The following is a 21,443-nucleotide window of genomic DNA, read 5'->3' on the forward strand; positions in this document are numbered from 1 at the left end:
ATCTAAAAAATACGGCTTAAGACAAATTCTGGAAGAGCCATTAAAGCTCTTTTATATTCTGAATCAGGAAGCCAGACTATAGCTTCTTTAGAAAGCATTGCAAAATCCTCAGCTAGTTTCCTTGAACTTTCAATAGCTTTAGAGTTCATGATGATATTAAGTGCATCATCTAAATCATCTTTTTCAGCAAGTTCTCTGTTAATAAGAACTGATAATTGTTTATTTTCTTCTAAGGCATATAAAACTGGGGCGGTAAGATAACCACTAGCAAGATCACTTACAGCAGGTTTTCCAAGTTGTTTATCATTTCCAGTAAAGTCAAGAATGTCATCTACAACTTGGAAGGCCAAACCAATATTTTTGCCAAAATCGTACAACGAGGTTAAGTTTTCGTCATTAATCCCACTCAAAACTCCAGCTGCTTTGCAACTATTGGCTATTAGTGATGCTGTTTTACAATAACTTTTATTGATGTATTTGGAAAAAGATTGAGCTGAATCAAATCTATTTAGATTTTGTTTGATTTCACCCTCTGCTAGATCCATTATTACTCTACTAAGTAATTTAACTACATTTACATTGTCAAGATTTGCTAAGTGCCAACTTGCTTGAGCGAATAAAAAGTCTCCCGCCAAAACAGCTACTCTTGTATTAAATCTACTATGAACTGTATCAACTCCTCTTCTTGTAGACGCCTCATCAACGACATCATCATGGACTAATGAGGCTGTATGAATCATCTCAGTTATTTCAGCAAGCCTTTTATGTTTGGTTGTCAAGCAAAATTCAGGAGATATGGCTCTTGAAATCAATAAAACTATTCCAGGTCTCAACCTTTTCCCACCAGCACTAAAAAGGTGTTCTGCTGCGGCTTGAAGAATTGGGTGACCAGCTCCTATTAGATTTTTCAGTTCTAAAATAAGATCATCAAGATCATTTTCAACTGGTTGTAGTAGCTTTGTTACTGTATTCATGATTGACCTCTTTTATATCTTAAGGAATCAAACATTACTTCGGAGGTTAACCAACCTAATTTCTTTATTAATTCCAAGCCAAAATTTTACTTTATTTGAAAAATCATCTCTTTCTGAAGTAACAAAAAATTTTACATTTTCCAAAGAAATACACTCATAGAGGTCGGTTTCTGGAATATTAAAAGATTCATTAAATTTTTTTATTAATGCTACTGATGGATCAATAATTTTTATATTTGAATCTAATTTTTTTCTTAAAAAGTCATAAATTAAAGGATAATGACTACATCCAAGTATTAATTCTTCAATATTTTTGTTTATTAGTGGTCTTAAGTATAAGTCTGATAGGCTATTTAACTTATCAAGATTTAATTTTTCTTTTTCAATTTCTGATACAAATTCTGGACATTCTTGCTGAAATATTATCGTATTCTCTTTTTTAGCATTTATAGCTTTCTTGTAATACGATGATCGGACAGTTGTTTGTGTTGCCAGGACACCAATTATTTGTTTATCAACTACTTCCGAAACTGAGTTTATAAGATCAAAACAAGGGACCTTTAGCTTATCTTCCAGAATATCAAGCGCACACGCATTTGTAGTGTTACAAGCAACTAAAAGTGCATCTAAATTCTTATCAACAAAAAAAGTACAAATCTCCTTTGCAATTAATCTAATCTCTTTAGAATTTTTGTTCCCAAAAGGTATTCTTTTTGTATCCGCCAAATAAAAAACTTCTACATCTTTACGAGTTTTTAGTAAAGAATTAAGAATAGTAAAACCACCTATTCCGCTATCAAAAATACCTATTTTAAGTTTCACCCTACTTTATCTAGATATTCGAGGATGCCTTTTGCAATTGCATAGGCTAATCTTTTTCGATGGGTTATTTTCTCTAATCTTCTTGCATCTAATCTTCCCGTTAAAAATCCAATTTCTACAAGGACTGCGGGCATCCTAGTATTTTTAATTACATAAAATCGACCTTGTTTAACTCCTCGATCAGGGCTCCCAGGGGAAACTCTTAAAATTTGTTTTTGAATTCTTTTCGCAAGTAATCTTCCTCTCCACCCTCTGTAATAAAAGGTTTCCAATCCATTTATGTCTCTTCTTTTACCTCTTGAGGCATTTGCATGAATACTTACAAAAATATCTGCATCCGTATTATTAGCAATGGAAACTCTTGGAGGCAAATCTAAATCAACTTCATTTATTCTAGTCAACCTTACTTTGACGCCTTTTTCAGAAAGTAAATTTTTAACTATTTTTGAAACCTCTAGGACAACATCTGTTTCTCTAATACCACCTATACCTATCGCTCCTGGATCAGGTCCTCCATGCCCTGGATCGATTACAACCTCAAACTTGTTTCGTTTTACCTCTGGTAGTTTCAAGTAACCATAATTGTTTTTCTTCTTATAAATTACATTTTGATTTATTTTGATATTTCCTCTTTTCTTTTCAACTAAACCTTCACCAATCTTTTTAAATGAATATTTTGAGTTAAATAGTTTAATTCTCCATCTATTTTGATCTAAGCCAACCATTTCCCAAGTCAAAGGTTTCAAATAAGTCTCTTCCTTAAATTCAATTACTAGTCTTGTTTTACCCTTATCTGGTTTACCTAATCTAATTTCTTTTATTGGGCCATTACCTTTTATCGTTCTGGGATTTTTTAATTCTCCTGGAAAATCTACCCAGAATCTATCCCCCGATATTTGGTTAGCCTTCTGAAAGTATGCTTTTAAATTTGTATTTGATTTAGTTCTTAATTCTAAAACCCCATTAGTATTTATAGCCCATGCCGCAAGAGCACTTGAAGATTTAACTGGAAGGATTGAAGAATTTAAAAATAAAAAAACGGATAAATAACGAAAAAGTTTATTATCTAAAAACTTTATCATTAGTTTGAAAACAATTTGTTTTTTCTATGTTTAAGGCTTGGCATCTGCTCCCTAATTTTCTTCACTCTTTCTTTATCAGCAGGTGCTATTGCAGCTCCCTGAGTTTTTCCGGCATCAGATAAAACTGTACCCCAAGGGTCAATTACCATTGCATGGCCATGACTTTGCCTTCTTCCATAATGAATACCAGTTTGAGCTGGAGCAACTACATATGCTGTATTCTCAATTGCTCTTGCTTGTAATAGGATTTGCCAATGATCTTTTCCAGTGAATGCTGTAAAAGCTGCGGGAATCATAATTAGCTCAGCACCATTGGAAGACAAATATCTATAGAGTTCAGGAAATCTAACGTCGTAACAAATCGATAATCCTATTTTGCATAAACCTGGGACATCTACAACTGGTGGATACTCTGCTCCAGATAAAATAGTGGATGATTCCTTGTATAGATTTCCATCTGGCAAATCAACATCAAACAAATGAATCTTGTCGTATTTTGCCAAAATCTGTCCATCTTTCCCAAATAAGGCTGACCTATTAAAAGTATGACTATCATCACCAGCAGGGACAGGATACCCTCCTCCTAAAAGAAATACTTGATATCTTTGTGACATAGTTTTTAGAAAATTTGTACACTTCTCTGACAATTCAGAAGCTAATCTAAGTTTTTCATCGTCTCCTCCTAAAAAAGCAAAATTCTCAGGCAATCCTATTAACTCAGCACCTCTTCTAGCAGCTAATTCAATCTGTTCTTCTGCTTCAGTAAAATTTTCTTCAACATTTGAAGTACTCGTAATTTGCAATGCAGCTACCAAAAAATCAGTCAAGACTTTACTCCTAATGAACCAATTCGTAAATCATGAGGCACGAATCACACCTCTTTCAACTTGAGCTGGAACAATATCTAAGCAATCAAGTTCAGAGCAACATTTAAAATCATCCTCATAATCTCCAAGACTTGTCAATCTTTTGCCATGGGTTGCTGTTTTTAAACATTTCAAAATATCATTTTTCCAGACATCCCAAAGTGCCAAAGCAGATTGTAATTCGTCATTCATAATATTAATTTCAAAATCACAGTTCTGTTTTAGGTATGAAGCCAAAGCACCAGCAGCTAAAGAATCCTCGAGTGAATAAGAACCTTCCCAACCACTACCAAGTATTAAAACATTTTCACTTTTTAATGAAATGATTTTTTCGGCAACTGCTTTTCTGTTTGGTAGACCCATAGCAAATAAATGCTTAACATTTTGAACTTTTTGCAATGATTTAGTCCCATTAGTCGTACTCATAAATAGTCTTTTACCATTAACAACTTTTTTTGTAACTGATAAAGGAGAATTTCCCAGATCAAAGCCCTCAATCTTCTTACCGCCTCTCTCTCCAAGCATTAGTCTTTTTTCAGCTTGCCACTTAATTGCAGATTCTTTTAATAAATCTAAATCTGCAAAAACTTGTATTGAATCAGCTCCATTTTTTAAAGCCCAAGAAATTGTGGTTGTAGCTCTTAAAACATCAATGACCACTGCAATGTCAGGACTATTTTCAGGAACATCCTTTGCAACGTGATAATAAGTAAGATTAATAATCAAATCCTTTTTCTGACCTTATTATAGAAAACAGTTACTTAATTTGATTATTTTTTTTTAAAAAACAAACTTATTGATAATATAAAACTAATTTGTTTTTACAGAAATTTTATCAAGTAATTAATTTGAAAATGAATAATATCCGCACAATAAAAGGTGGAGTTAATTTAAAAGGAAAAGTTAAAGTACCTGGAGATAAATCTATTTCTCATAGAGCTCTAATAATAGGAAGTATTGCTAAGGGTAAGACGACTATTGAGGGGTTCTTACATTCCGAAGATCCACTTTCAACTGCTGATTGTCTAAGAAAATTAGGTGTAAATATACCAGAAATAAAAAAAAATGAGCCTTTTACGATTTCAGGATTAGGTCTTGATGGTTTAAAAGAACCAACAGAAATTCTCAATTGTGGAAATTCTGGAACCACTATGAGGTTATTAATGGGTTTATTAGCCTCACAAGAAGGAAAGAATTTCATCTTAACTGGGGACGCTTCTCTTAACGAAAGACCAATGAGAAGAGTGGGCAAACCTTTATCTTTGATGGGTGGCAAAATTTATGGAAGGGAAAGGGGTAACAAAGCTCCAATCTCAATTGATGGGAAAAAACTTAAAGGATGTGTTATTGGCACTCCAGTTGCAAGTGCTCAAGTAAAATCTGCAATATTATTGGCAGGCCTCAATGCTTCTGGAACTACTTCTGTAATTGAACCAGCATCTTCAAGAGATCACACTGAAAGAATGCTAAGAGCATTTGGAGCAGACATCAGTATCAGAGGAGAATTAGGAAGGAATGTAGTTGTCAAGTCAGGTAGCAACTTAATTGGTCAGAGAATATTGATTCCTGGAGACATAAGCTCTGCTTCTTTTTGGATGATTGCTGCATCTATTGTTCCAAATTCAGAGGTTTTAATTCAGAATGTCGGATTAAATCCCACTAGAACAGGGATTTTAAATGTAATGGATTCAATGGGGTGCAATTATGAGATCCTAGATAAATCAACTATTGCAGGTGAACCTATTGGATCAATTAAAGTAAAGACTTCAAATAATTTAAGATCATTCACTATTGAAGGAGATATTCTCCCAAAACTTATAGATGAAATTCCTATTCTTACTGTGGCTGCCTGTTTTTGTAATGGAGTTTCCGAAATTAAGGATGCACAGGAATTAAGAGTTAAGGAAACAGATCGATTAAAAGTCATGGCAAGACAGTTGAAAAGATTCGGTGCCGAAATAACAGAAAAAGACGATGGATTAATAATAAATGGTCAATCAAAATTTCATTCTGGAGAGGTAGACAGTGAGACGGATCATAGAGTGGCAATGAGTCTTGCTATTGCTTCACTTCTCGCTAAAGGTACCTCAAAAATAAAAAGAGCAGATGCATCTAGCGTCTCTTATCCTGCTTTTTGGGAAGACCTTGCCAAACTAATTAATTAAATTAAAAGTTTTTGTCTGAATTCATAGAAGTTTTAACAAAAGATGGGAGTTACTCTTTAAGAAGTGTATTTTTTCAAGAGAATTTCCATAGCTCATTTGGAGCATTGGAGGAAACAAGATTAAAGTTTACATCTCCTTCTGATTTACAAAGATTTAAGGGGGAATCTCTAAATGTACTCGACATATGTTTTGGTTTGGGGTATAACTCCGCCTCTTTATTTGATGAATTAATTAAACAAAAATCGTTCTTAAATTGGTACGCTTTGGAGATTGATAAAAAGCCACTTGAATATTCGCTCCGAAATAAATCTTTCCTGAGATTATGGACTCCAAAAGTCAAAAAAATATTTGAATCCGTATATCAAACAAATTACTTTGAGGATCAATTCTTTAAATGTAGTCTTTTGTGGGGTGATGCTAGAGAAAAAATTAATATTATTCCTTCAGATATTAAATTTGATCTAATTTATTTGGATGGTTTTTCTCCTCAAAAATGTCCACAAGTTTGGACACTTGAATTTTTATCTAAAGTAACTGAAAAGCTTAATCCTCAAGGTTATTTAATAACTTATTCTTCTTCAGCGGCAGTAAGAAAGACATTGAGAAACTTTGGATTAGAAATTTTTACTATTAACCCAAGTATTAATGACAGAACTTTTTGGAGTCAGGGAACTGTTGCAATATCAAAATTTGATAGTAATAAATTAGAACCCAATTTCAATTGTAAAAAGTTATCTAAGTTATCCCAAATGGAAGAGGAACATCTTTTAACTAAAGCTAGTATTCCCTATAGAGATCAAGATTTAAACTCAAGTAAAGAGGATATAATTAAGAAAAGATTAGATGAGCAATTATTGTCAAATTTAGAATCTACGAGTAAATGGAGAGAAAAGTGGGGAATGACGAAGTCGTCCCCTAAGAGTTAGATTTAAATAAATATTTCAAAAAAAATATGTTAAGTGTTGCGATATTGGCGGCAGGCAAGGGTACTAGAATGGAAAGCTCATTGCCAAAGGTTTTACATAAAATTTCTGGCAAAAGTCTTTTGCAGAGGGTAATTGATTCATGTGTTGAATTAAACCCTGATCAAATTTTCGTAATTACTGGACACAAATCAAAAGAAGTACAAAAATCAATCCCAAATGATGAAAAAATCCATTTTGTTGTTCAAGATCCTCAATCAGGAACCGGTCACGCCATCCAAGTGCTTTGCAGAGAAATAAAAAAACATGAAGGAAAACTTTTGGTGCTAAACGGAGATGTGCCACTCATAAAGTCCACAACTTTAAAAAAACTCGTCAATTTACACGATTCAAAAAACTCTGATGTTACTTTAATTACCACTAAGAAGAAAAATCCTCATGGGTATGGCAGAGTTTTTTTGAAGGGAGATTATATAGAGCGAATTGTTGAAGAAAAAGATTGCAATGATCTAGAAAGAGAAAATCCATTAATAAATGCAGGTGTTTACTGTTTTAGCTGGAGCAACTTGTCAGAAATAATTAATACCTTGCAAAGCAATAATAATCAAAAAGAGATTTACTTAACAGATACAATCTCTTTGCTAAAAAATTCCTTAAGTCTCAAGGTAGAGGATAATGGAGAGCTTCAAGGAATTAATAACAGAATTCAACTATCAGATTGCGAGGAATATATTCAGAATTCAATTAAAGAAAAACATATGCTTAATGGTGTAACTTTTATAAATAAAGCAAGTTGTTCAATTAGTGAAGAAGCTGAAATTGATAAGGATGTAATCATAGAGGCTAATACACATATAAGAGGATATACAAAAATAAATAGTAATTGCATTATTGGACCAAATACTTTTATTGAGAATTCTAATGTGGGATTAAATTGTAAAATTTCAAACTCTACTGTTTATGCTTCTCAGATAATGGATAATATAACAATTGGTCCTTACAGTCATATAAGACCTAATTCCAAAATATCTTCCTTTAGCAAAATAGGTAATTTTGTTGAAATAAAAAATAGCCAATTAGAGGAAGAATCTAAAGTAAACCATTTAAGTTACATTGGCGATTCTATTATTGGAAGATCTACAAATATTGGAGCAGGCACTATTACTGCAAATTTTGATGGGGAGAAAAAACATCAAACAATAATTGGTAAAAATTCCAGTATTGGGGCAAATACAGTTTTTGTAGCGCCAATAAATCTCGGGGAATCAGTTACAACTGGAGCTGGTTCAGTCATCACAAAAGACTCTAAAGATAATTCATTAGCCATCTCAAGAACTAAGCAAGTAAATATAGAAAATTGGGAAAGAAAGAAAGAATGATCTAATTAATTAATCAATTCAATAATTTTTTCAAGTTGCCAATATCTGCTCCCTTTTATAAGAATAGAATCACCTTTTTTTGTAGATTTATTTATCTCTTTAGGTACATCTTTTATGTTATTTAAAACTAAAAATTTTTTCTTATCTTTTAGATAATTAGTGTAAATTTTTTCATTTTTTTTATCGCAAATAAATAAACACTTTTCTATGTCTGAATTATTTATTAAGTTGAATATTTCTTTATGAAATTTTTCAGATTCTCCTCCCAATTCTTGCATACTTCCAAATATAAAAAATTTATTTCTCGGTTTTTCAAGCAGGTTTTTAATACATGCTTTTACTGACTCTGGTGAAGCATTATATGATTCATCATATATTGTTGTTTTAATTGATTTAAGAATTTTATTTCTTCCACCTAAACTTACAAAATCAAATTTATTAAAACTTTCAAAATCAATGCCTAGCTCTTTAGCAACTGCATAAGCAAATAAGAAATTTGAAGCATTATGAAATCCCTCAAATGAAATTTCAAAGATATTTTCTTCAATTAAGATTGTTTTATTCGAGGCATTATAAAATCCTCGCAAATTATCATCTTTCTTAAAACTCTCCTTTTGATTTTCTATATTTAAAAGTTCTACTTTTATTATTCTTCCTTTCCAGGATTCTCTTAGAGTTTCTTCAAGAAGTAAATCATTTGCTGGTATTATTACAACTCCTTTGGGATTTAAAAATTTACTAATTTCACACTTTGCATAAGTAATATTTTTTTTTGAGCCTAACAATCCAATATGGGCTGTCCCAATGTTAGTAATTACTGCAATATCGGGTTTACTATATTTAGATAAATTTTCGATCTGTCCAAGACCTCTCATTCCCATCTCAAGGACCAAAACTTTATCTTCTCTATCTGTTGCAAGAATAGTAAGACCAACCCCAATCTCATTATTGAAATTTGCATTAGATAATTTAATTTTTCCAAGTTTTTTTAAAACTTCACCAATCATTTCTTTTGTAGTTGTTTTGCCGACTGAACCAGTAATCGCAACCACAGGGATACTTAATTTTTTTCTTTTGAGTAAGGTTAATTTTTGAAATGCCTCTAAAGTGTCATCCACAACCCAATAAGAAAAATTATCAGGAAGTAATTTCTCCATACCTTCTTTTATAACTACTGATTTCACCCCTTTATTTAAAACCTCTGGAAGAAAACTATGTCCGTCAAAATTTTTACCCTTGATAGCTATAAAAAGATCATTTTTTAAACAAGTTCTACTATCAATACTTATATTCTTAAAATTTAAAGAATCTATTTCTCCCTCGCCCAGATTTTTTATATCACCTAAAACATCTTTTAAATCTAAAAAAGAAAGATCCATTAAGAATTTAAGTCATACTTTTTTTTAAAGATGGATCAGCTGATTGTCCATAAGAAAATTTCTCAACTTCAGCAACATCCGGTGATGGTTCCTTTATTCCGCAAACATCCTTATACATAATTTCGTATTCAAGAGCTGATCTTTGCCAACTAAACTCTTGGCTCATCGCTCTTTTTTGTAGTAATTCCCAACTATCTTTATGCCTAAAAGCTTCCCAAGACCTTACTAAAGAAGTATAGAAATCTATAGGTTCAAAGCGATCAAAGCAAAAACCCGTTCCACTATTATTTTCTGGATCATGAGGTAAAACTGTATCAACTAAACCTCCTACTCGCCTTACTATTGGGATAGAACCATATCTCATGGCAAGCAGTTGACTAATGCCACAAGGTTCAAATCTACTTGGCATCAAGAATGCATCTGAGCCACCATAGATAAGCCTTGATAAAGAATCATCATAGGTAAGAAATACTGAGAATCTTCCTGGGTAATCTAATGCCAGTTGCCATAATCCAGACTCTAAATATCTATCTCCAGTACCTAAAACAGCAATTTGAGAATCTGTATAGGCTAATAGTCTTCTTGAAACTTGTAAAAGTAAGTCAACACCTTTCTGATCAACTAACCTACTGACCATACCTAAAAGATATTTTTTAGAATTAACTTCGAGACCCATTTCTCTCTGCAGAATTTTTTTATTTTCTACCCTATTTTCTAAATTCTTAATACTGAATTTTGCAGGTAAAACTGGATCTTTGGCTGGATTCCATGCATCAAGATCTATGCCATTAAGAATACCCCTTAATTTACCTGAAATGTAATTAAGTAATCCTTCGAGGCTTTCCCCGTATTCATGGGTTTTAATCTCATCTGCATAAGTCGGAGAAACAGCATTGACCCTATCTGCATATAACATTGCCGCAGCCATTGTGTGGTCTCCATGCATATACCAAGGACACCAAGTCATTTTTTCAAGTTTCCACCTCCAGGGGCCTTGGTATTTTAAATTATGAATTGTGAAGACAGTACTAATTTCAGGGTCCTGATGCATCCATACAGGAATCATTCCAGTGTGCCAATCATGGCAATGGAGAACTTGAGGTTTCCAACAATTCCAGGCAAATTCTGCAGTGGCACTAGCAAAAAATGTAAAGCGCCAATCCTCATTTTCGCCTCCGTATATTTGGTCAGAGTCAAATGTTGGATGACCCACTAGGTAAATCACATAATTATGAATGGGATGTTTTGCTTCATATACGGCAAAATCAGTGCCCATTGTATTTGCTCTAAAGACTGGTTCATTCGATACCTCTAAAAGACTCCACAATTTTCCATATCCTGGAATTATTACCCTTACATCGTGACCAAGTTTTATCAAAGATGGAGGCAAAGAACCAACCACATCTCCCATACCTCCAACTTTGATCATTGGAGCACATTCGGCAGCGGCAAGAAGAATTCTCATTAATAATTATTTAAAAAAGTTCTTTTGAAAAATAAGCTAGGGTGTCCACTTATAGTCAGAGAAGTCTGGTGGACGCTTTTCAAGAAAGGCATCTCTACCTTCTTGGGCTTCTTCAGTCGAATAGAATAATTGAGTTGCATATCCAGATAATTCCTGAATACCGGCAATCCCATCATTCTCCGCATTGAATGAAGCTTTAAGAATACGAATAGCAGTTGGACTATTTCGTAAAATCTCTCTTGCCCAGATTACACCCTCGGCTTCTAATTCTTCAATCTTTGTAATTGCATTTATCAAGCCCATCTCAAGAGCTTCCTTGGAATTATATTTTCTACATAAAAACCAAATTTCTTTTGCTTTTCTTTGACCAACAAGCCTTGCTAAATAACTAGATCCAAAACCGGCATCAAAACTACCCACTCTTGGGCCTGTTTGACCAAATATTGCATTTTCAGAGGCGATGCTTAGATCACAAATTAAATGAAGTACCTGTCCTCCTCCAATCGCAAAACCGGGGACTAGGGCAATAACCACTTTAGGCAAACTTCTGATTAATCTTTGAAGTTCAAGTACATTTAATCTCTGCTTCCCTTCATCATTTTTATACCCATTTTTACCCCTTACACTCTGATCGCCTCCAGAGCAAAAAGAATAAATGCCTTTCTTGTCAGGTCCCGCACCTGTAAAGAGAACTACGCCAATAGTTTCATCATTTCTTACGATATCAAATGCGTCAATGAGTTCATCTACAGTTTGAGGCCTAAATGCATTTCTTTTTTCAGGACGATTAATTGCAATTCTCGCAATTCCCTCATCTGATTTGTGAAACAATATATCCTCATAAGATTTGCACTCTGACCAATTTAAAGTTGTTTTACCAGGTAATACTTTCATGAAATCTAATTATTCAAAAATAGAAAATGATAAATTTAACTGCCAATTATTTTTTCTAGCAGAGCATTTTTTTCACAAATTTCATTTTCTGGATCAACATCAACTTTAATTATTACAGATTTCTGGATAGAAATGCTCCAATCGAATGCTTCTCGTAATTTTTTAAAATTTGCCACGCTTTTAAAGTTTACCTGATAGCCCTCTGCGAGTTTTAGCCAGTTTATTTCTTTTGGCATAAGAAACAGTTTTTTTAAATCATCTTCTTTTAAATTTTTTTTATAAATACGATTAAATATATTTCCGCCATTATTATTTATTAGAAGAATTGTTAAATTCATATCGATCGAATTTTCAATCAGCCAACCGTTTATATCATGAATAAAAGCCAAATCTCCAGTCACAAGAAGTAGAGGATTTTTAATTCTAGAAATACCTAATGCAAGAGATAAAGTACCGTCTATACCAGAAGCGCCCCTGAAGCTGAAACAGTTTCTTGTTAAAGTACCATTCTCAGAAAATGTGAGCCAATCTCTAATTGGGCTACTTGCGGAGAGCATTATAGGATTTTCAGCTGGCCAAAGTTTTGGGACAAGGTTTGCAAGCATATACTCAGTAATTTGATTATCTTGGGTAATTTTCTCTTTTAAAACCCCTCCAATCTTCTCGCCTTCCTCTATTAGATCTAAAGCCATTGGAGTAAGAGATTTTTTGTTTTTTTCATTAATTGATAATTCTTCTAGCAATAGAGTAGTAAAATTTGAAAGCCCAAAATCATATTCAAATGATTTTTTTATTGGGTCCAATTTTCTATGGTTTTTTTCTTTTATAAGAATTTGTATACCTTCGAAAGTTGTTAAAAATTTCTCCAAATCAATTGAAGATGACATGGGGCCAAGCCTCAAAAGTTGATGACAATTTATTGAATTTATATTTTTTCTTAAGACTAATTCCCAATTCACCACTAATCCTCTCAAATCAGAATTTACTCCTGAAACAGGATCAGCAAATACTGGCCAACCAGTAATTTCTTGCAATCTTTCTAAAGATTTATTGAAAGAAATTAAATCATTTATGGAACCTTGATAGGGACCTACCAGAATAATGCCGGATTCATCTAAATTTAAATTTTTTGAAATTTCTAAGAATTTGTTTTTATCAGATTTTATTTCAACTTCCTGAAATATATATTTTTTCTTTAAATAAATTCTTTCAAAAACCTCTAAAACATTTTTTTTATTTAAAAGTGAAATACCTAAAGGCTTATCAATAGGAATATTTAAATGAATAGGCCCAGGGAACGTTGATATTTGTTTCTCAGTAATTCGAACTAAATTCAGGATTTCGTTTTCTTGTGTTTCATGAAGTCCATTTAGATTTGTACTTAAAACCCTTCTGCAGACTGAAGTCAAAAAATCTTCTTGATTTACTGTTTGATTAGCGCCACAATCTTTTAATCTTAAGGGTCTATCAGCAGTAAGAAATATAATACCTTTACAAGATCGGTCTGCCTCAACTGCTGCTGGCAATAAGTTACTTACGGCAGTCCCAGAAGTGGTAATAACTAAAGAAAGATTACCTGATGCAGCAGAAATTCCAAGAGAGTGAAATCCCGCAGATCTCTCATCTATTGAATTAAAAATATTTACCAGTCCTAATTTATTTAATTCTCCAGCTGCTATCGCAAGGGGGGCTGACCTACTACCTGGACATAGTATTAAATTTTGAACTCCTATTTTTATTAAGAGATTCAAAAGTTGTAAACTTCTAAGAAAATTTTTGCATTCAATAGATGATGTCATAATTTATATAAATGCTTTGGGATTTTCCTTATAACTGAATTAAATAAAACATGTCTACAACTCAAGAAAAAAGAAATTCAATAATAAAGGATTTAAAAAATCTTTTAATCTGGATATCAATAGCTTTAATTATACGATGGCAGGTTATAGAGCCAAGGTGGATCCCCTCCGGTTCAATGCTTCCAACACTTCAAATACAAGATAAAATTCTTGTTGAGAAAGTAAGCCCCAAAATCACTTCCAAAGCAAATCTTTCAAAATTAAAAAATAAAATAGTTGTTTTTAACGTTCCGGAACAATTAATTAATGCTGGTTATGAAGCAGATACTGCACTAATAAAAAGAGTAATTGGAATACCTGGAGATAAAGTAGAAGTAAGAGACGGTAACCTTTACTTAAATGATATCGCTCAAAAAAATTACGTTTTTGACAAAAATATTAATTATTCTATAGGGCCTTTTATTGTCCCAGAAGAGTCATTATGGGTCATGGGAGATAATAGAAATAACAGTATGGACTCACATATTTGGGGATTTTTACCCTATGAAAAGGTTATTGGTAAAGCTATTTTTAGATATTGGCCGTTTAATAAAATTGGACCTATTCGGTTCCCTGCCCTTAATAATTTAGATTAATGGGTACGCGATGTTGTAGGGTTTTTATATCTTGAAGTTGTAGAAATGTTTAATCCAGAATTTCTTGCTACTGAAAATAATGATCCAAACGATGAGAATGATTTAATCCAATATTTACAAAAACAATCTCCAGAAGTTTTGCAAAGAGTAGCAAAATCAGCTAGTGATGATATTCAAGAAATTATAAGACATAATGTTCAAGGTCTTCTTGGAATGCTTCCTTCAGATCAATTTGATGTAAAAATAACATCTTCAAGAGACAACATTGCTAATTTATTATCTTCTGCAATGATGACAGGATATTTCTTGAGACAAATGGAGCAAAGAAAAGAGCTGGAACAAACTCTTAAAAATGATGAGAACATGTCTATTGAATAATAATTGTTTCTAAAGATTTACTTCTTCAGGAATTATTCCTAGTCCAAACAACTTTTTATATAAACCCATCAAAAATTTATTATCCTCAGGAAGTTTGTCCCACTTTTGGGAATTAATTTCATTAATTAATTTTTGACAATCTTCTATTGTAAATTTTATAGGGGCCGTAAAATGAGCCGGAATTAAATATTCCATATCTTCAAAACACTTGATGTTTTCTAACCATTTGAGTAAAACTTCTTTTGAACGCGGAAAAATTAATTTCTGCAAAACTGGTGCAATTTGAATCTTAGGAGTATCTTTACCCATTATTTCAACAAGAGAAGATTCCCAATCTTCGTCCCATAAAAAGGGATAAATACCGAAATGAGATCTCCAATTCCTCAGATCTTTTTTGAATGAATACTTAAATATTTTTTTTAAAGGTGGAATATTTAATTTACCTGGTTTTAAAAAAGATGAAAACAAGACTAACCTTTTCCATCCTTTTTTTCTATGTTCTATGGAGTCAATCAAAGGTTCATCTCCTCTCTCTCTAGAATGAAAAAGAAGTGGAGTTGGATCAAAATCAAATATCTCAGGGGGAGTAGAGTCTATTCCAACTATTGCGTCTGTCACATGAAGTGTTTTCGTAGGATAATGGAAACAGCTTATCTCCTGATATCTTCCAAGTCCTAAATTCAGAGGGCCTAATGAAGACCATTTAAAGATGTTTGTATGTGGAGTACCATCCTCAAAGAGTATTCTTGATCTTTTTGATGGAATTCCTAAAAAATCTAGTGGTAGATTTATGGGGAAACTCCATTGTCCAGGACAAAGCCAAATTTCTGCATCTTTAAAAGTTCTTGAAAGAGCTGGCAGTCCAACTTTATGTTCTAGTCCAGAGGCACTAGGTAGAATTATTGTTTTTACTTTGCCATGAATCGCAATTAATTTTTCTAACTCATTTATTAATTCTTTTGTCGGAGGCAGTGGATTTATTAGCATCAAACCATTATCAACCTTTATTACCGTCATTCTTATTGGAACCGCAACATAATAAAGTCCCTGTATTTGTTCCAAGGACCATATTTGATCAGGAATTAATTCTTTTAAAATTGTTTTCTTTTTTCCATAAGGATATAAGGGGAATAATGGCCACCAATTCCACTTTTTATTTAAAGTTTCATCCACCACAATCATTTATACCCAGCAAATAATTTCTTTAACTTAAATATTCCGTATCTTGGAGCGAATAAAAAAGCAAATAAAAATATAAAAGTTTGTGCCAAGACAATTGATCCACCTGTTTCAAGATCAAACCAAAAACTAACATAGATTCCTATAAGGCTTGAGATGATTGCACTTAATACTGAAATTACTGTCATATTATCAAACTTATCCGTAAGTAAATATGCTGTAGCCCCTGGTGTAATCAACATTGCAACTACCAAAATAATTCCAACAGACTGCAACCCCACAACAGCTGCCAAAGATAAGCATGTGAGGAGTAAATAATGAAGAAAAAATACATTAATCCCAACTGTTTTTGCATGCCTAGGGTCAAAACAATAAAGCATTAAATCTTTTCTGAAAATTGACAAAAGGATTACTACTAATAAAGAAATGAATATAGTTTGTTTTACATCTGAAAGTGATATTCCTAATGGACTACCAAAAAGAATAGAGTGCAGATCAATATTACTTTTAATCTTAGAAACCAATACTATTCCAAGAGCGAAAAATCCAGTAAATACCAACCCAATAACAGTATCTTCCTTAACTCTAGATTTCTGCTTAATAAACCCTATCAAGGCTACAGAACCAACTCCGAAAATAAATGCCCCTAATGAGAAAGGGAGACCTAATGCATAAGCAACCACAACACCAGGCATTACCGAATGTGACACTGCATCTCCCATTAAAGCCCATCCTTTAAGAGTCAAATAACTTGATAGAAAACCACAAACAGCTGCAACTAATGAACTCATAAGAAGTGCTTTTCTCATAAAGTCATGAGTTAAAGGATCTGTGATGAATGAATCTAAAGTTAAAAAAGAACAGAGCTCCATATAAATTAAAATTTAGGATTCAGGTCCAAACAAGAAATCAGGTGAGATCCCTCCAAAAGTGGTTGTAATATTTTCAGGGGTAAACACTTCAGAGGTTTCACCATAAGCTACAACAGTTTTATTTATTAAAAGAACCAAATCACAAAATTCACGGACATGAATCATATCGTGCGTTGATAATAATATGGTTTTCCCCTCATTTTTGAATTGAATAAATAATTCCGAGATAAGTTTTTCAGTTCTTATATCAACACCTGAAAAAGGCTCATCAAGAAGAAGTATTGATGCTCTTTGCGCAATTGCTCTAGCTAAAAAAGTTCGCTTTCTCTGACCTCCAGATAAGTTTCCAATAGGTGTAGATAAATGATCAGTAAGATCAACTCTCTCAATAGCATCTTTAACCGCCTGCACATCAGACTCTCTAGGAGACCTAAAAATATTCATCGAACCATATCTTCCCATCATCACTACATCCCAAACACTTATTGGAAATTGACTATCAATTCCCTCATTTTGAGGAACATAAGCAATTGTCTGATCTTTTTGAGCAGATCTTACAGACTCTCCATTTATTCTAATTTTTCCCTTTGAAATATTTACAAAGCCAGTTAAAGCATTAAAGAAAGTTGTTTTACCAGCCCCGTTCATCCCTACTAACCCACAAATCTGGCCAGGTTTCAATCTTAAATTGGCATCATACAAAGCCACCTTACCGTTGTAATCTACGCAAATATTCTCTGCCTCAATCCTAAAGTTTTGATAATTGATTGTTTCCATAATTCAAAAAAGTCCTTTTTTAATCAAATCCAAATTATGCTCAAGCATTTTTATATAGGAACTAGCAGGCCCACTATCATCAGATAATGAATCAACAAAAAGATTTCCTCCAAAATTAGCCCCAGTTTCGTTTGCAACAACCATTTGAGATTCGTTACTTACAGTACTTTCGCAAAATACAGATGGAACATTTTTTTCTTTAACTAGTGAGATTGTTCTTGCCATTCTTTTGGGAGTTATTTGACTCTCAGCATTAACTGGCCACAAATAAACTTCCTCTAATCCATAATCATTTGTTAGATACGAAAAAGCACCTTCACAACTTACTAGATACCTCCTGTCTTTATTTAAGTTATTAATAAAAAGTGAGAATTCTTTATCTATTTTAGATAGTTTATCTTTATAAATTTTTCCATTTTCTTCAAATAATGTCCTTTTGGATGGCCTCAATTCTGATAAAGAATCCACGAGAATATCTACGTATAGGATCCCTCTTTTTGGAGAAATCCAGGCATGAGGATTGGGTTTCCCTTTATAAAAATCTTCACTGATAAAAATAGGATCCAAATCTTCCGCGACAGTAATTCTTTTCACTTTTAAATTAGAGACAAATTTTTCAGCCCATAATTCAAATCCAAATCCATTATCAATAAAAACAAAAGCATTAGAGGCATTTACCAAATCGCTTGGAGTTGGTTGGTAGCCATGAACTTCAACTCCAGGTTTAGTTATTGATCTAACAATAAAATCATCTTTTGCGATATTACTAATTATATCCGCCAAAACAGTGAAACTTGCCAGTATTACTTCTTGAGTTTCATTTTTATTTGATATTCTCTTACATGAGCCTGAAACAATAGAAAGCAGAAGTATCAAACTTAAAAAAAATATATTTTTTTTCATTTTTAACATCCATCCCAAGATTATGAATTAAAAGATAGTTTCATAAGTGGTTTTCTAAGATCAGAAATAAATCCTTTCCAATTTATTTTTTCTTTTTCAAAAGCTTCTTCAACAATTTTCTCAGAATTTTTCTTTATAAAATCCAAATCAGGTTCTTCTACTCCTTTTGTTATTGCCATAAAATCAGCCAAAGAACTTGATACTACTCTTGTTAAATAAGCAGCACTGACAGCCTGAATTGTTCCAGAGACAAGCCAATTTGGGCCATGTAATTTTGTTATACCAATTAGAGTCTGTCCACTCCATTCAATAACTCCCTGAGCAATTGCAGTCTTTAAAATCTCTTTGGATACTTTATCTAAAATTTCAGGAGACCAATTACATCCCCATATAGACTTAATTTCTTTAATCATTAAAGAATTTAATACTGTCATTGCCATAACATCAATTGATGGGATAGGAGATAAGAAAACAGTTGTCGCGACAAGAATTTGATTTTTTCTTTGTATACCTTTTAACTGCATTCTTCTTATACCTTCAATTTCAGATTGCCAGGCAGCATGAAGTTCTTTCAAGAGCCTTTTTTTTGTATTTTCAATATTTTTAGATGAACTTATGAAAAACTTCCTTAAAGAAAAAGGTATATTTGTTATTTCACTCTTATTCACATCAAAAGTAATAATTTTGTTTATAAAGTCACTTGAAATTTGAGACTTTAAGTCTTCTATCTGATTTTTGGCTTCTATTTGGTTGGAAGTTAAAGCCACCAACCAGATTGGCATATTTTTAGGAAACTTTTCCAGCCATAAAAAATCATTTGCCGACAAAGGCAAGTTTATAAAATACAAGATTGCATCACTCTTCAAAGCTTCTTGTGGAATAACTTGAGAAGAATTATATTTGGGCAGTTTTTCGTATAAATCAAAGTCAAACTTATCTGCTTTGAAATTACTTTTCAAAACAGATTGAAAACTTTGATAATCTTTTTGTCCAATACAACTTATTTTTTCTTTTTCAGATCTATTAAGAATAGATTCAAGTGTTTTTTGTCTTTTTGAATTCTGCTTTTCTAATTCATTTGTTACTTCAAGTTCTTCAAAAAAATTTAAATCTTCATTACATAGGTTTATCCAACCATCTAAATTACTTGGCTCATTAAATTTAGGCTTATCATTCTTCAAGTAAAAATATCCCCCCAAACACAACGCAAAAAATCCTATTGAGCCTCCTGCAAAATGAATTAAGTCACTGACAAACCATTCCCCAAAACCTAACAATAATAAAATTATAAGAAGATTTTTTTTTGGAAACTTTATGAAATCCTTTAAAAGGTTGTCTTTACTAATATCAAACACAATACTTTATTTTTCTAATTTTATTTTAATGCAAGTTGCGAATGAGAAAAGCAAAATTTCATAAGTCGTTAATCAAAAGATAAAAATTTAAGCCTTTTAAAAAGACTTATTGCATAACAAGATGCTAAGTTAATAGACTATTTAAATAACTTAAGAAACATTAAGATGTCTAATTCAAATTTCAGCAATAATCCTGGACAAGAAAATTACAGAAGTCGTTCTAACAATGAAAGATCTAATTTCAGAGATAGATCGGGCGGCAGAAGAGACGGAGGAGGATTCCGCATAAGATTGAGTGATAACGAAATGAAAGCTGTTAAATCAATACAAGAAACCTTTCAATTAAGATCTACCGTTGCAGTTCTGGGTTTCTCTGTTAGAACACTTAGCGAAATGATCAAAGACGAAAAATTGATTGAATCAATCAAAGAATATGCAAAAAATAATAAAAACTCCTCTCCGAGTAGACAATCACAAGATTCTTATGAAGAAAAGACAAAAAAAGCACCTGACCCTTTTGCAAGACCTGTAAAAAGTACATCAACTGAAGAGATCCAATCTAGCGAAGTAGAAGAGGATGGCAAATAAAAAAAGAATTCTTTCGGGAGTTCAACCAACTGGTGATTTACATATTGGGAATTGGCTTGGGGCCATAAATAATTGGGTTACGCTTCAAGAGCAATATGAAACATTTCTATGTGTAGTTGATTTGCACGCAATAACAGCCTCATATAATCCCAAAGAATTATCTAAAAACACTATCTCTACAGCGGCTTTGTACGTCGCTTGTGGGATAGATCCAAATATATGTTCAATTTTTGTCCAAAGTCAGATTTCAGCCCATTCAGAACTTTGTTGGATATTAAATTGCATGACCCCAATAAATTGGATGGAAAGAATGATTCAATTTAAAGAAAAATCCATACAACAAGGTAATAATGTATCTATTGGATTATTTGACTATCCAATACTTATGGCTGCAGACATCCTTCTTTATGATGCTGACTTCGTACCAGTAGGTGAGGATCAAAAACAACATCTTGAACTTGCGAGGGATATTGCACAACAGAGAATTAATGCCAGATTTAGTAAGGATAAAAATATTTTAAAGATCCCTCAACCAATCATCATGAAGAATGGTTCAAAAATAATGAGTTTAATTGATGGTTCAAGAAAGATGAGCAAAAGTGATCCTAATGAGAGCAGTCGCATTAACTTATTAGATCCTCCTGAAATAATTACAAAAAAAATTAAAAGAGCAAAAAGTGACAGTTCTATTGGGATTGAATTTAACAACCCTGAGAGACCAGAATCTAAAAATCTTTTGATGATTTATTCAATATTATCTGGCAAAGAAATTTCTCAATGTGAAAATGAATTCTCAGAGACTGGATGGGGGACATTTAAAAAATTAATTACCGAACAACTTATTGAATCACTAGAACCTATTCAGAAAAAATATAAATTATTAATTAATGATCCATATCAATTAAATAAAATCCTTAATGAAGGGAAGGAAAAAGCTGAAGATTTAGCAAATCAGACTTTAAAAAGAGTTAAATCAAAATTAGGATTCTTTGAAATGGAGAAATAAAT

At 32.5% G+C, this 21,443-nt stretch carries 21 protein-coding genes; 7 read left to right on the forward strand and 14 right to left on the reverse strand.

Annotated elements, in window-relative coordinates; translation table 11 throughout:
- Positions 1 to 2 precede the first annotated feature (2 nt).
- Genes sds through JJ842_02085 form a run of 5 tightly spaced genes read right to left on the reverse strand, consistent with a single transcriptional unit; the run spans position 3 to position 4,464 of the window.
- The gene (sds, locus tag JJ842_02065) at positions 3 to 974 is read right to left on the reverse strand and encodes a solanesyl diphosphate synthase (GenBank protein ID MBO6970699.1); all 972 of its coding nucleotides are present in this window, start codon (positions 972 to 974) and stop codon (positions 3 to 5) included.
- Between the two features lie 27 nt (positions 975 to 1,001).
- Complete coding sequence (murI, locus tag JJ842_02070; protein MBO6970700.1) at positions 1,002 to 1,796, reverse strand: glutamate racemase; 795 nt, start codon at positions 1,794 to 1,796, stop codon at positions 1,002 to 1,004.
- Positions 1,793 to 2,878, reverse strand: coding sequence for an N-acetylmuramoyl-L-alanine amidase (locus tag JJ842_02075; protein ID MBO6970701.1), 1,086 nt, complete (start codon positions 2,876 to 2,878; stop codon positions 1,793 to 1,795). Before JJ842_02075 ends, murI begins: the two co-directional genes overlap by 4 nt.
- The gene (locus tag JJ842_02080; GenBank protein ID MBO6970702.1) at positions 2,878 to 3,705 is read right to left on the reverse strand and encodes a carbon-nitrogen hydrolase family protein; all 828 of its coding nucleotides are present in this window, start codon (positions 3,703 to 3,705) and stop codon (positions 2,878 to 2,880) included. Before JJ842_02080 ends, JJ842_02075 begins: the two co-directional genes overlap by 1 nt.
- 30 nt (positions 3,706 to 3,735) lie before the next feature.
- Positions 3,736 to 4,464: a 2-phosphosulfolactate phosphatase family protein gene (locus JJ842_02085; protein ID MBO6970703.1), complete on the reverse strand. Its 729-nt coding sequence runs from the start codon at positions 4,462 to 4,464 to the stop codon at positions 3,736 to 3,738.
- Between the two features lie 128 nt (positions 4,465 to 4,592).
- On the opposite strand from JJ842_02085, the gene aroA reads away from it, so the two are divergent.
- From aroA to glmU, 3 genes are read left to right on the forward strand one after another with little or no spacing between them, the layout of a single operon-like run.
- On the forward strand, positions 4,593 to 5,909 hold the full coding sequence (gene aroA / locus JJ842_02090; protein MBO6970704.1) for a 3-phosphoshikimate 1-carboxyvinyltransferase: 1,317 nt from the start codon (positions 4,593 to 4,595) through the stop codon (positions 5,907 to 5,909).
- A gap of 11 nt (positions 5,910 to 5,920) precedes the next feature.
- Positions 5,921 to 6,835, forward strand: a complete 915-nt coding sequence (locus JJ842_02095) for an SAM-dependent methyltransferase (GenBank protein MBO6970705.1) — start codon at positions 5,921 to 5,923, stop codon at positions 6,833 to 6,835.
- A 26-nt stretch (positions 6,836 to 6,861) separates the two neighbouring features.
- Positions 6,862 to 8,211, forward strand: a complete 1,350-nt coding sequence (gene glmU / locus JJ842_02100; protein ID MBO6970706.1) for a bifunctional UDP-N-acetylglucosamine diphosphorylase/glucosamine-1-phosphate N-acetyltransferase GlmU — start codon at positions 6,862 to 6,864, stop codon at positions 8,209 to 8,211.
- Between the two features lie 5 nt (positions 8,212 to 8,216).
- Here the strand turns inward: glmU and murF are convergent, their stop codons facing one another.
- Genes murF through menD form a run of 4 tightly spaced genes read right to left on the reverse strand, consistent with a single transcriptional unit; the run spans position 8,217 to position 13,748 of the window.
- Positions 8,217 to 9,590 carry a UDP-N-acetylmuramoyl-tripeptide--D-alanyl-D-alanine ligase gene (gene murF, locus JJ842_02105; protein MBO6970707.1) on the reverse strand — a complete coding sequence of 458 codons (1,374 nt, stop codon included), beginning with the start codon at positions 9,588 to 9,590 and terminating at the stop codon, positions 8,217 to 8,219.
- 7 nt (positions 9,591 to 9,597) lie between these two features.
- Entirely contained in the window at positions 9,598 to 11,055 is a 1,458-nt protein-coding gene (gene glgA, locus JJ842_02110) for a glycogen synthase GlgA (GenBank protein ID MBO6970708.1), read from the reverse strand.
- Positions 11,056 to 11,091: 36 nt separating this feature from the next.
- Complete coding sequence (gene menB, locus JJ842_02115; protein MBO6970709.1) at positions 11,092 to 11,949, reverse strand: 1,4-dihydroxy-2-naphthoyl-CoA synthase; 858 nt, start codon at positions 11,947 to 11,949, stop codon at positions 11,092 to 11,094.
- A gap of 35 nt (positions 11,950 to 11,984) precedes the next feature.
- Entirely contained in the window at positions 11,985 to 13,748 is a 1,764-nt protein-coding gene (menD, locus tag JJ842_02120; GenBank protein MBO6970710.1) for a 2-succinyl-5-enolpyruvyl-6-hydroxy-3-cyclohexene-1-carboxylic-acid synthase, read from the reverse strand.
- Between the two features lie 50 nt (positions 13,749 to 13,798).
- Here menD and lepB point away from each other — a divergent pair, with 50 nt between their 5' ends.
- Positions 13,799 to 14,383: a signal peptidase I gene (gene lepB / locus JJ842_02125; protein ID MBO6970711.1), complete on the forward strand. Its 585-nt coding sequence runs from the start codon at positions 13,799 to 13,801 to the stop codon at positions 14,381 to 14,383.
- Positions 14,384 to 14,428: 45 nt separating this feature from the next.
- Positions 14,429 to 14,761, forward strand: a complete 333-nt coding sequence (locus JJ842_02130) for a DUF760 domain-containing protein (GenBank protein MBO6970712.1) — start codon at positions 14,429 to 14,431, stop codon at positions 14,759 to 14,761.
- A gap of 9 nt (positions 14,762 to 14,770) precedes the next feature.
- Here JJ842_02130 and JJ842_02135 read toward each other — a convergent pair whose 3' ends face one another.
- The 5 genes from JJ842_02135 to JJ842_02155 are packed head-to-tail and all read right to left on the reverse strand — an operon-like array spanning position 14,771 to position 19,847.
- A complete protein-coding gene (locus JJ842_02135; protein ID MBO6970713.1) occupies positions 14,771 to 15,943 on the reverse strand; it encodes a DUF4336 domain-containing protein in 1,173 nt (390 codons plus the stop codon).
- Entirely contained in the window at positions 15,940 to 16,812 is an 873-nt protein-coding gene (locus tag JJ842_02140; protein ID MBO6970714.1) for a metal ABC transporter permease, read from the reverse strand. The genes JJ842_02135 and JJ842_02140 overlap by 4 nt, the downstream gene beginning before the upstream one ends.
- A gap of 12 nt (positions 16,813 to 16,824) precedes the next feature.
- Positions 16,825 to 17,589 carry a metal ABC transporter ATP-binding protein gene (locus JJ842_02145; GenBank protein ID MBO6970715.1) on the reverse strand — a complete coding sequence of 255 codons (765 nt, stop codon included), beginning with the start codon at positions 17,587 to 17,589 and terminating at the stop codon, positions 16,825 to 16,827.
- Between the two features lie 3 nt (positions 17,590 to 17,592).
- Positions 17,593 to 18,492: a metal ABC transporter substrate-binding protein gene (locus JJ842_02150; protein MBO6970716.1), complete on the reverse strand. Its 900-nt coding sequence runs from the start codon at positions 18,490 to 18,492 to the stop codon at positions 17,593 to 17,595.
- A 20-nt stretch (positions 18,493 to 18,512) separates the two neighbouring features.
- A complete protein-coding gene (locus tag JJ842_02155; protein MBO6970717.1) occupies positions 18,513 to 19,847 on the reverse strand; it encodes a YcjF family protein in 1,335 nt (444 codons plus the stop codon).
- A gap of 165 nt (positions 19,848 to 20,012) precedes the next feature.
- On the opposite strand from JJ842_02155, the gene JJ842_02160 reads away from it, so the two are divergent.
- Positions 20,013 to 20,435, forward strand: a complete 423-nt coding sequence (locus tag JJ842_02160) for a hypothetical protein (protein MBO6970718.1) — start codon at positions 20,013 to 20,015, stop codon at positions 20,433 to 20,435.
- The gene (gene trpS, locus JJ842_02165) at positions 20,425 to 21,441 is read left to right on the forward strand and encodes a tryptophan--tRNA ligase (protein ID MBO6970719.1); all 1,017 of its coding nucleotides are present in this window, start codon (positions 20,425 to 20,427) and stop codon (positions 21,439 to 21,441) included. The genes JJ842_02160 and trpS overlap by 11 nt, the downstream gene beginning before the upstream one ends.
- The last annotated feature ends 2 nt before the right edge of the window (positions 21,442 to 21,443 follow it).

Origin of the sequence: Prochlorococcus marinus CUG1433 (assembly GCA_017644425.1) — a bacterium.
GTDB lineage: Bacteria > Cyanobacteriota > Cyanobacteriia > PCC-6307 > Cyanobiaceae > Prochlorococcus_A > Prochlorococcus_A marinus_U.

What these genes read in the sequence shown, in the direction of transcription:
- sds (MBO6970699.1), bottom strand. Translation starts at nt 974, where the DNA reads ATGAATACAGTAACAAAGCTACTACAACCAGTTGAAAATGATCTTGAT.
- JJ842_02075 (MBO6970701.1), bottom strand. Translation starts at nt 2,878, where the DNA reads ATGATAAAGTTTTTAGATAATAAACTTTTTCGTTATTTATCCGTTTTT.
- glmU (MBO6970706.1), top strand. Translation starts at nt 6,862, where the DNA reads ATGTTAAGTGTTGCGATATTGGCGGCAGGCAAGGGTACTAGAATGGAA.
- murF (MBO6970707.1), bottom strand. Translation starts at nt 9,590, where the DNA reads ATGGATCTTTCTTTTTTAGATTTAAAAGATGTTTTAGGTGATATAAAA.
- glgA (MBO6970708.1), bottom strand. Translation starts at nt 11,055, where the DNA reads ATGAGAATTCTTCTTGCCGCTGCCGAATGTGCTCCAATGATCAAAGTT.
- menB (MBO6970709.1), bottom strand. Translation starts at nt 11,949, where the DNA reads ATGAAAGTATTACCTGGTAAAACAACTTTAAATTGGTCAGAGTGCAAA.
- menD (MBO6970710.1), bottom strand. Translation starts at nt 13,748, where the DNA reads ATGACATCATCTATTGAATGCAAAAATTTTCTTAGAAGTTTACAACTT.
- lepB (MBO6970711.1), top strand. Translation starts at nt 13,799, where the DNA reads ATGTCTACAACTCAAGAAAAAAGAAATTCAATAATAAAGGATTTAAAA.
- JJ842_02130 (MBO6970712.1), top strand. Translation starts at nt 14,429, where the DNA reads ATGTTTAATCCAGAATTTCTTGCTACTGAAAATAATGATCCAAACGAT.
- JJ842_02135 (MBO6970713.1), bottom strand. Translation starts at nt 15,943, where the DNA reads ATGATTGTGGTGGATGAAACTTTAAATAAAAAGTGGAATTGGTGGCCA.
- JJ842_02140 (MBO6970714.1), bottom strand. Translation starts at nt 16,812, where the DNA reads ATGGAGCTCTGTTCTTTTTTAACTTTAGATTCATTCATCACAGATCCT.
- JJ842_02145 (MBO6970715.1), bottom strand. Translation starts at nt 17,589, where the DNA reads ATGGAAACAATCAATTATCAAAACTTTAGGATTGAGGCAGAGAATATT.
- JJ842_02150 (MBO6970716.1), bottom strand. Translation starts at nt 18,492, where the DNA reads ATGAAAAAAAATATATTTTTTTTAAGTTTGATACTTCTGCTTTCTATT.
- JJ842_02160 (MBO6970718.1), top strand. Translation starts at nt 20,013, where the DNA reads ATGTCTAATTCAAATTTCAGCAATAATCCTGGACAAGAAAATTACAGA.
- trpS (MBO6970719.1), top strand. Translation starts at nt 20,425, where the DNA reads ATGGCAAATAAAAAAAGAATTCTTTCGGGAGTTCAACCAACTGGTGAT.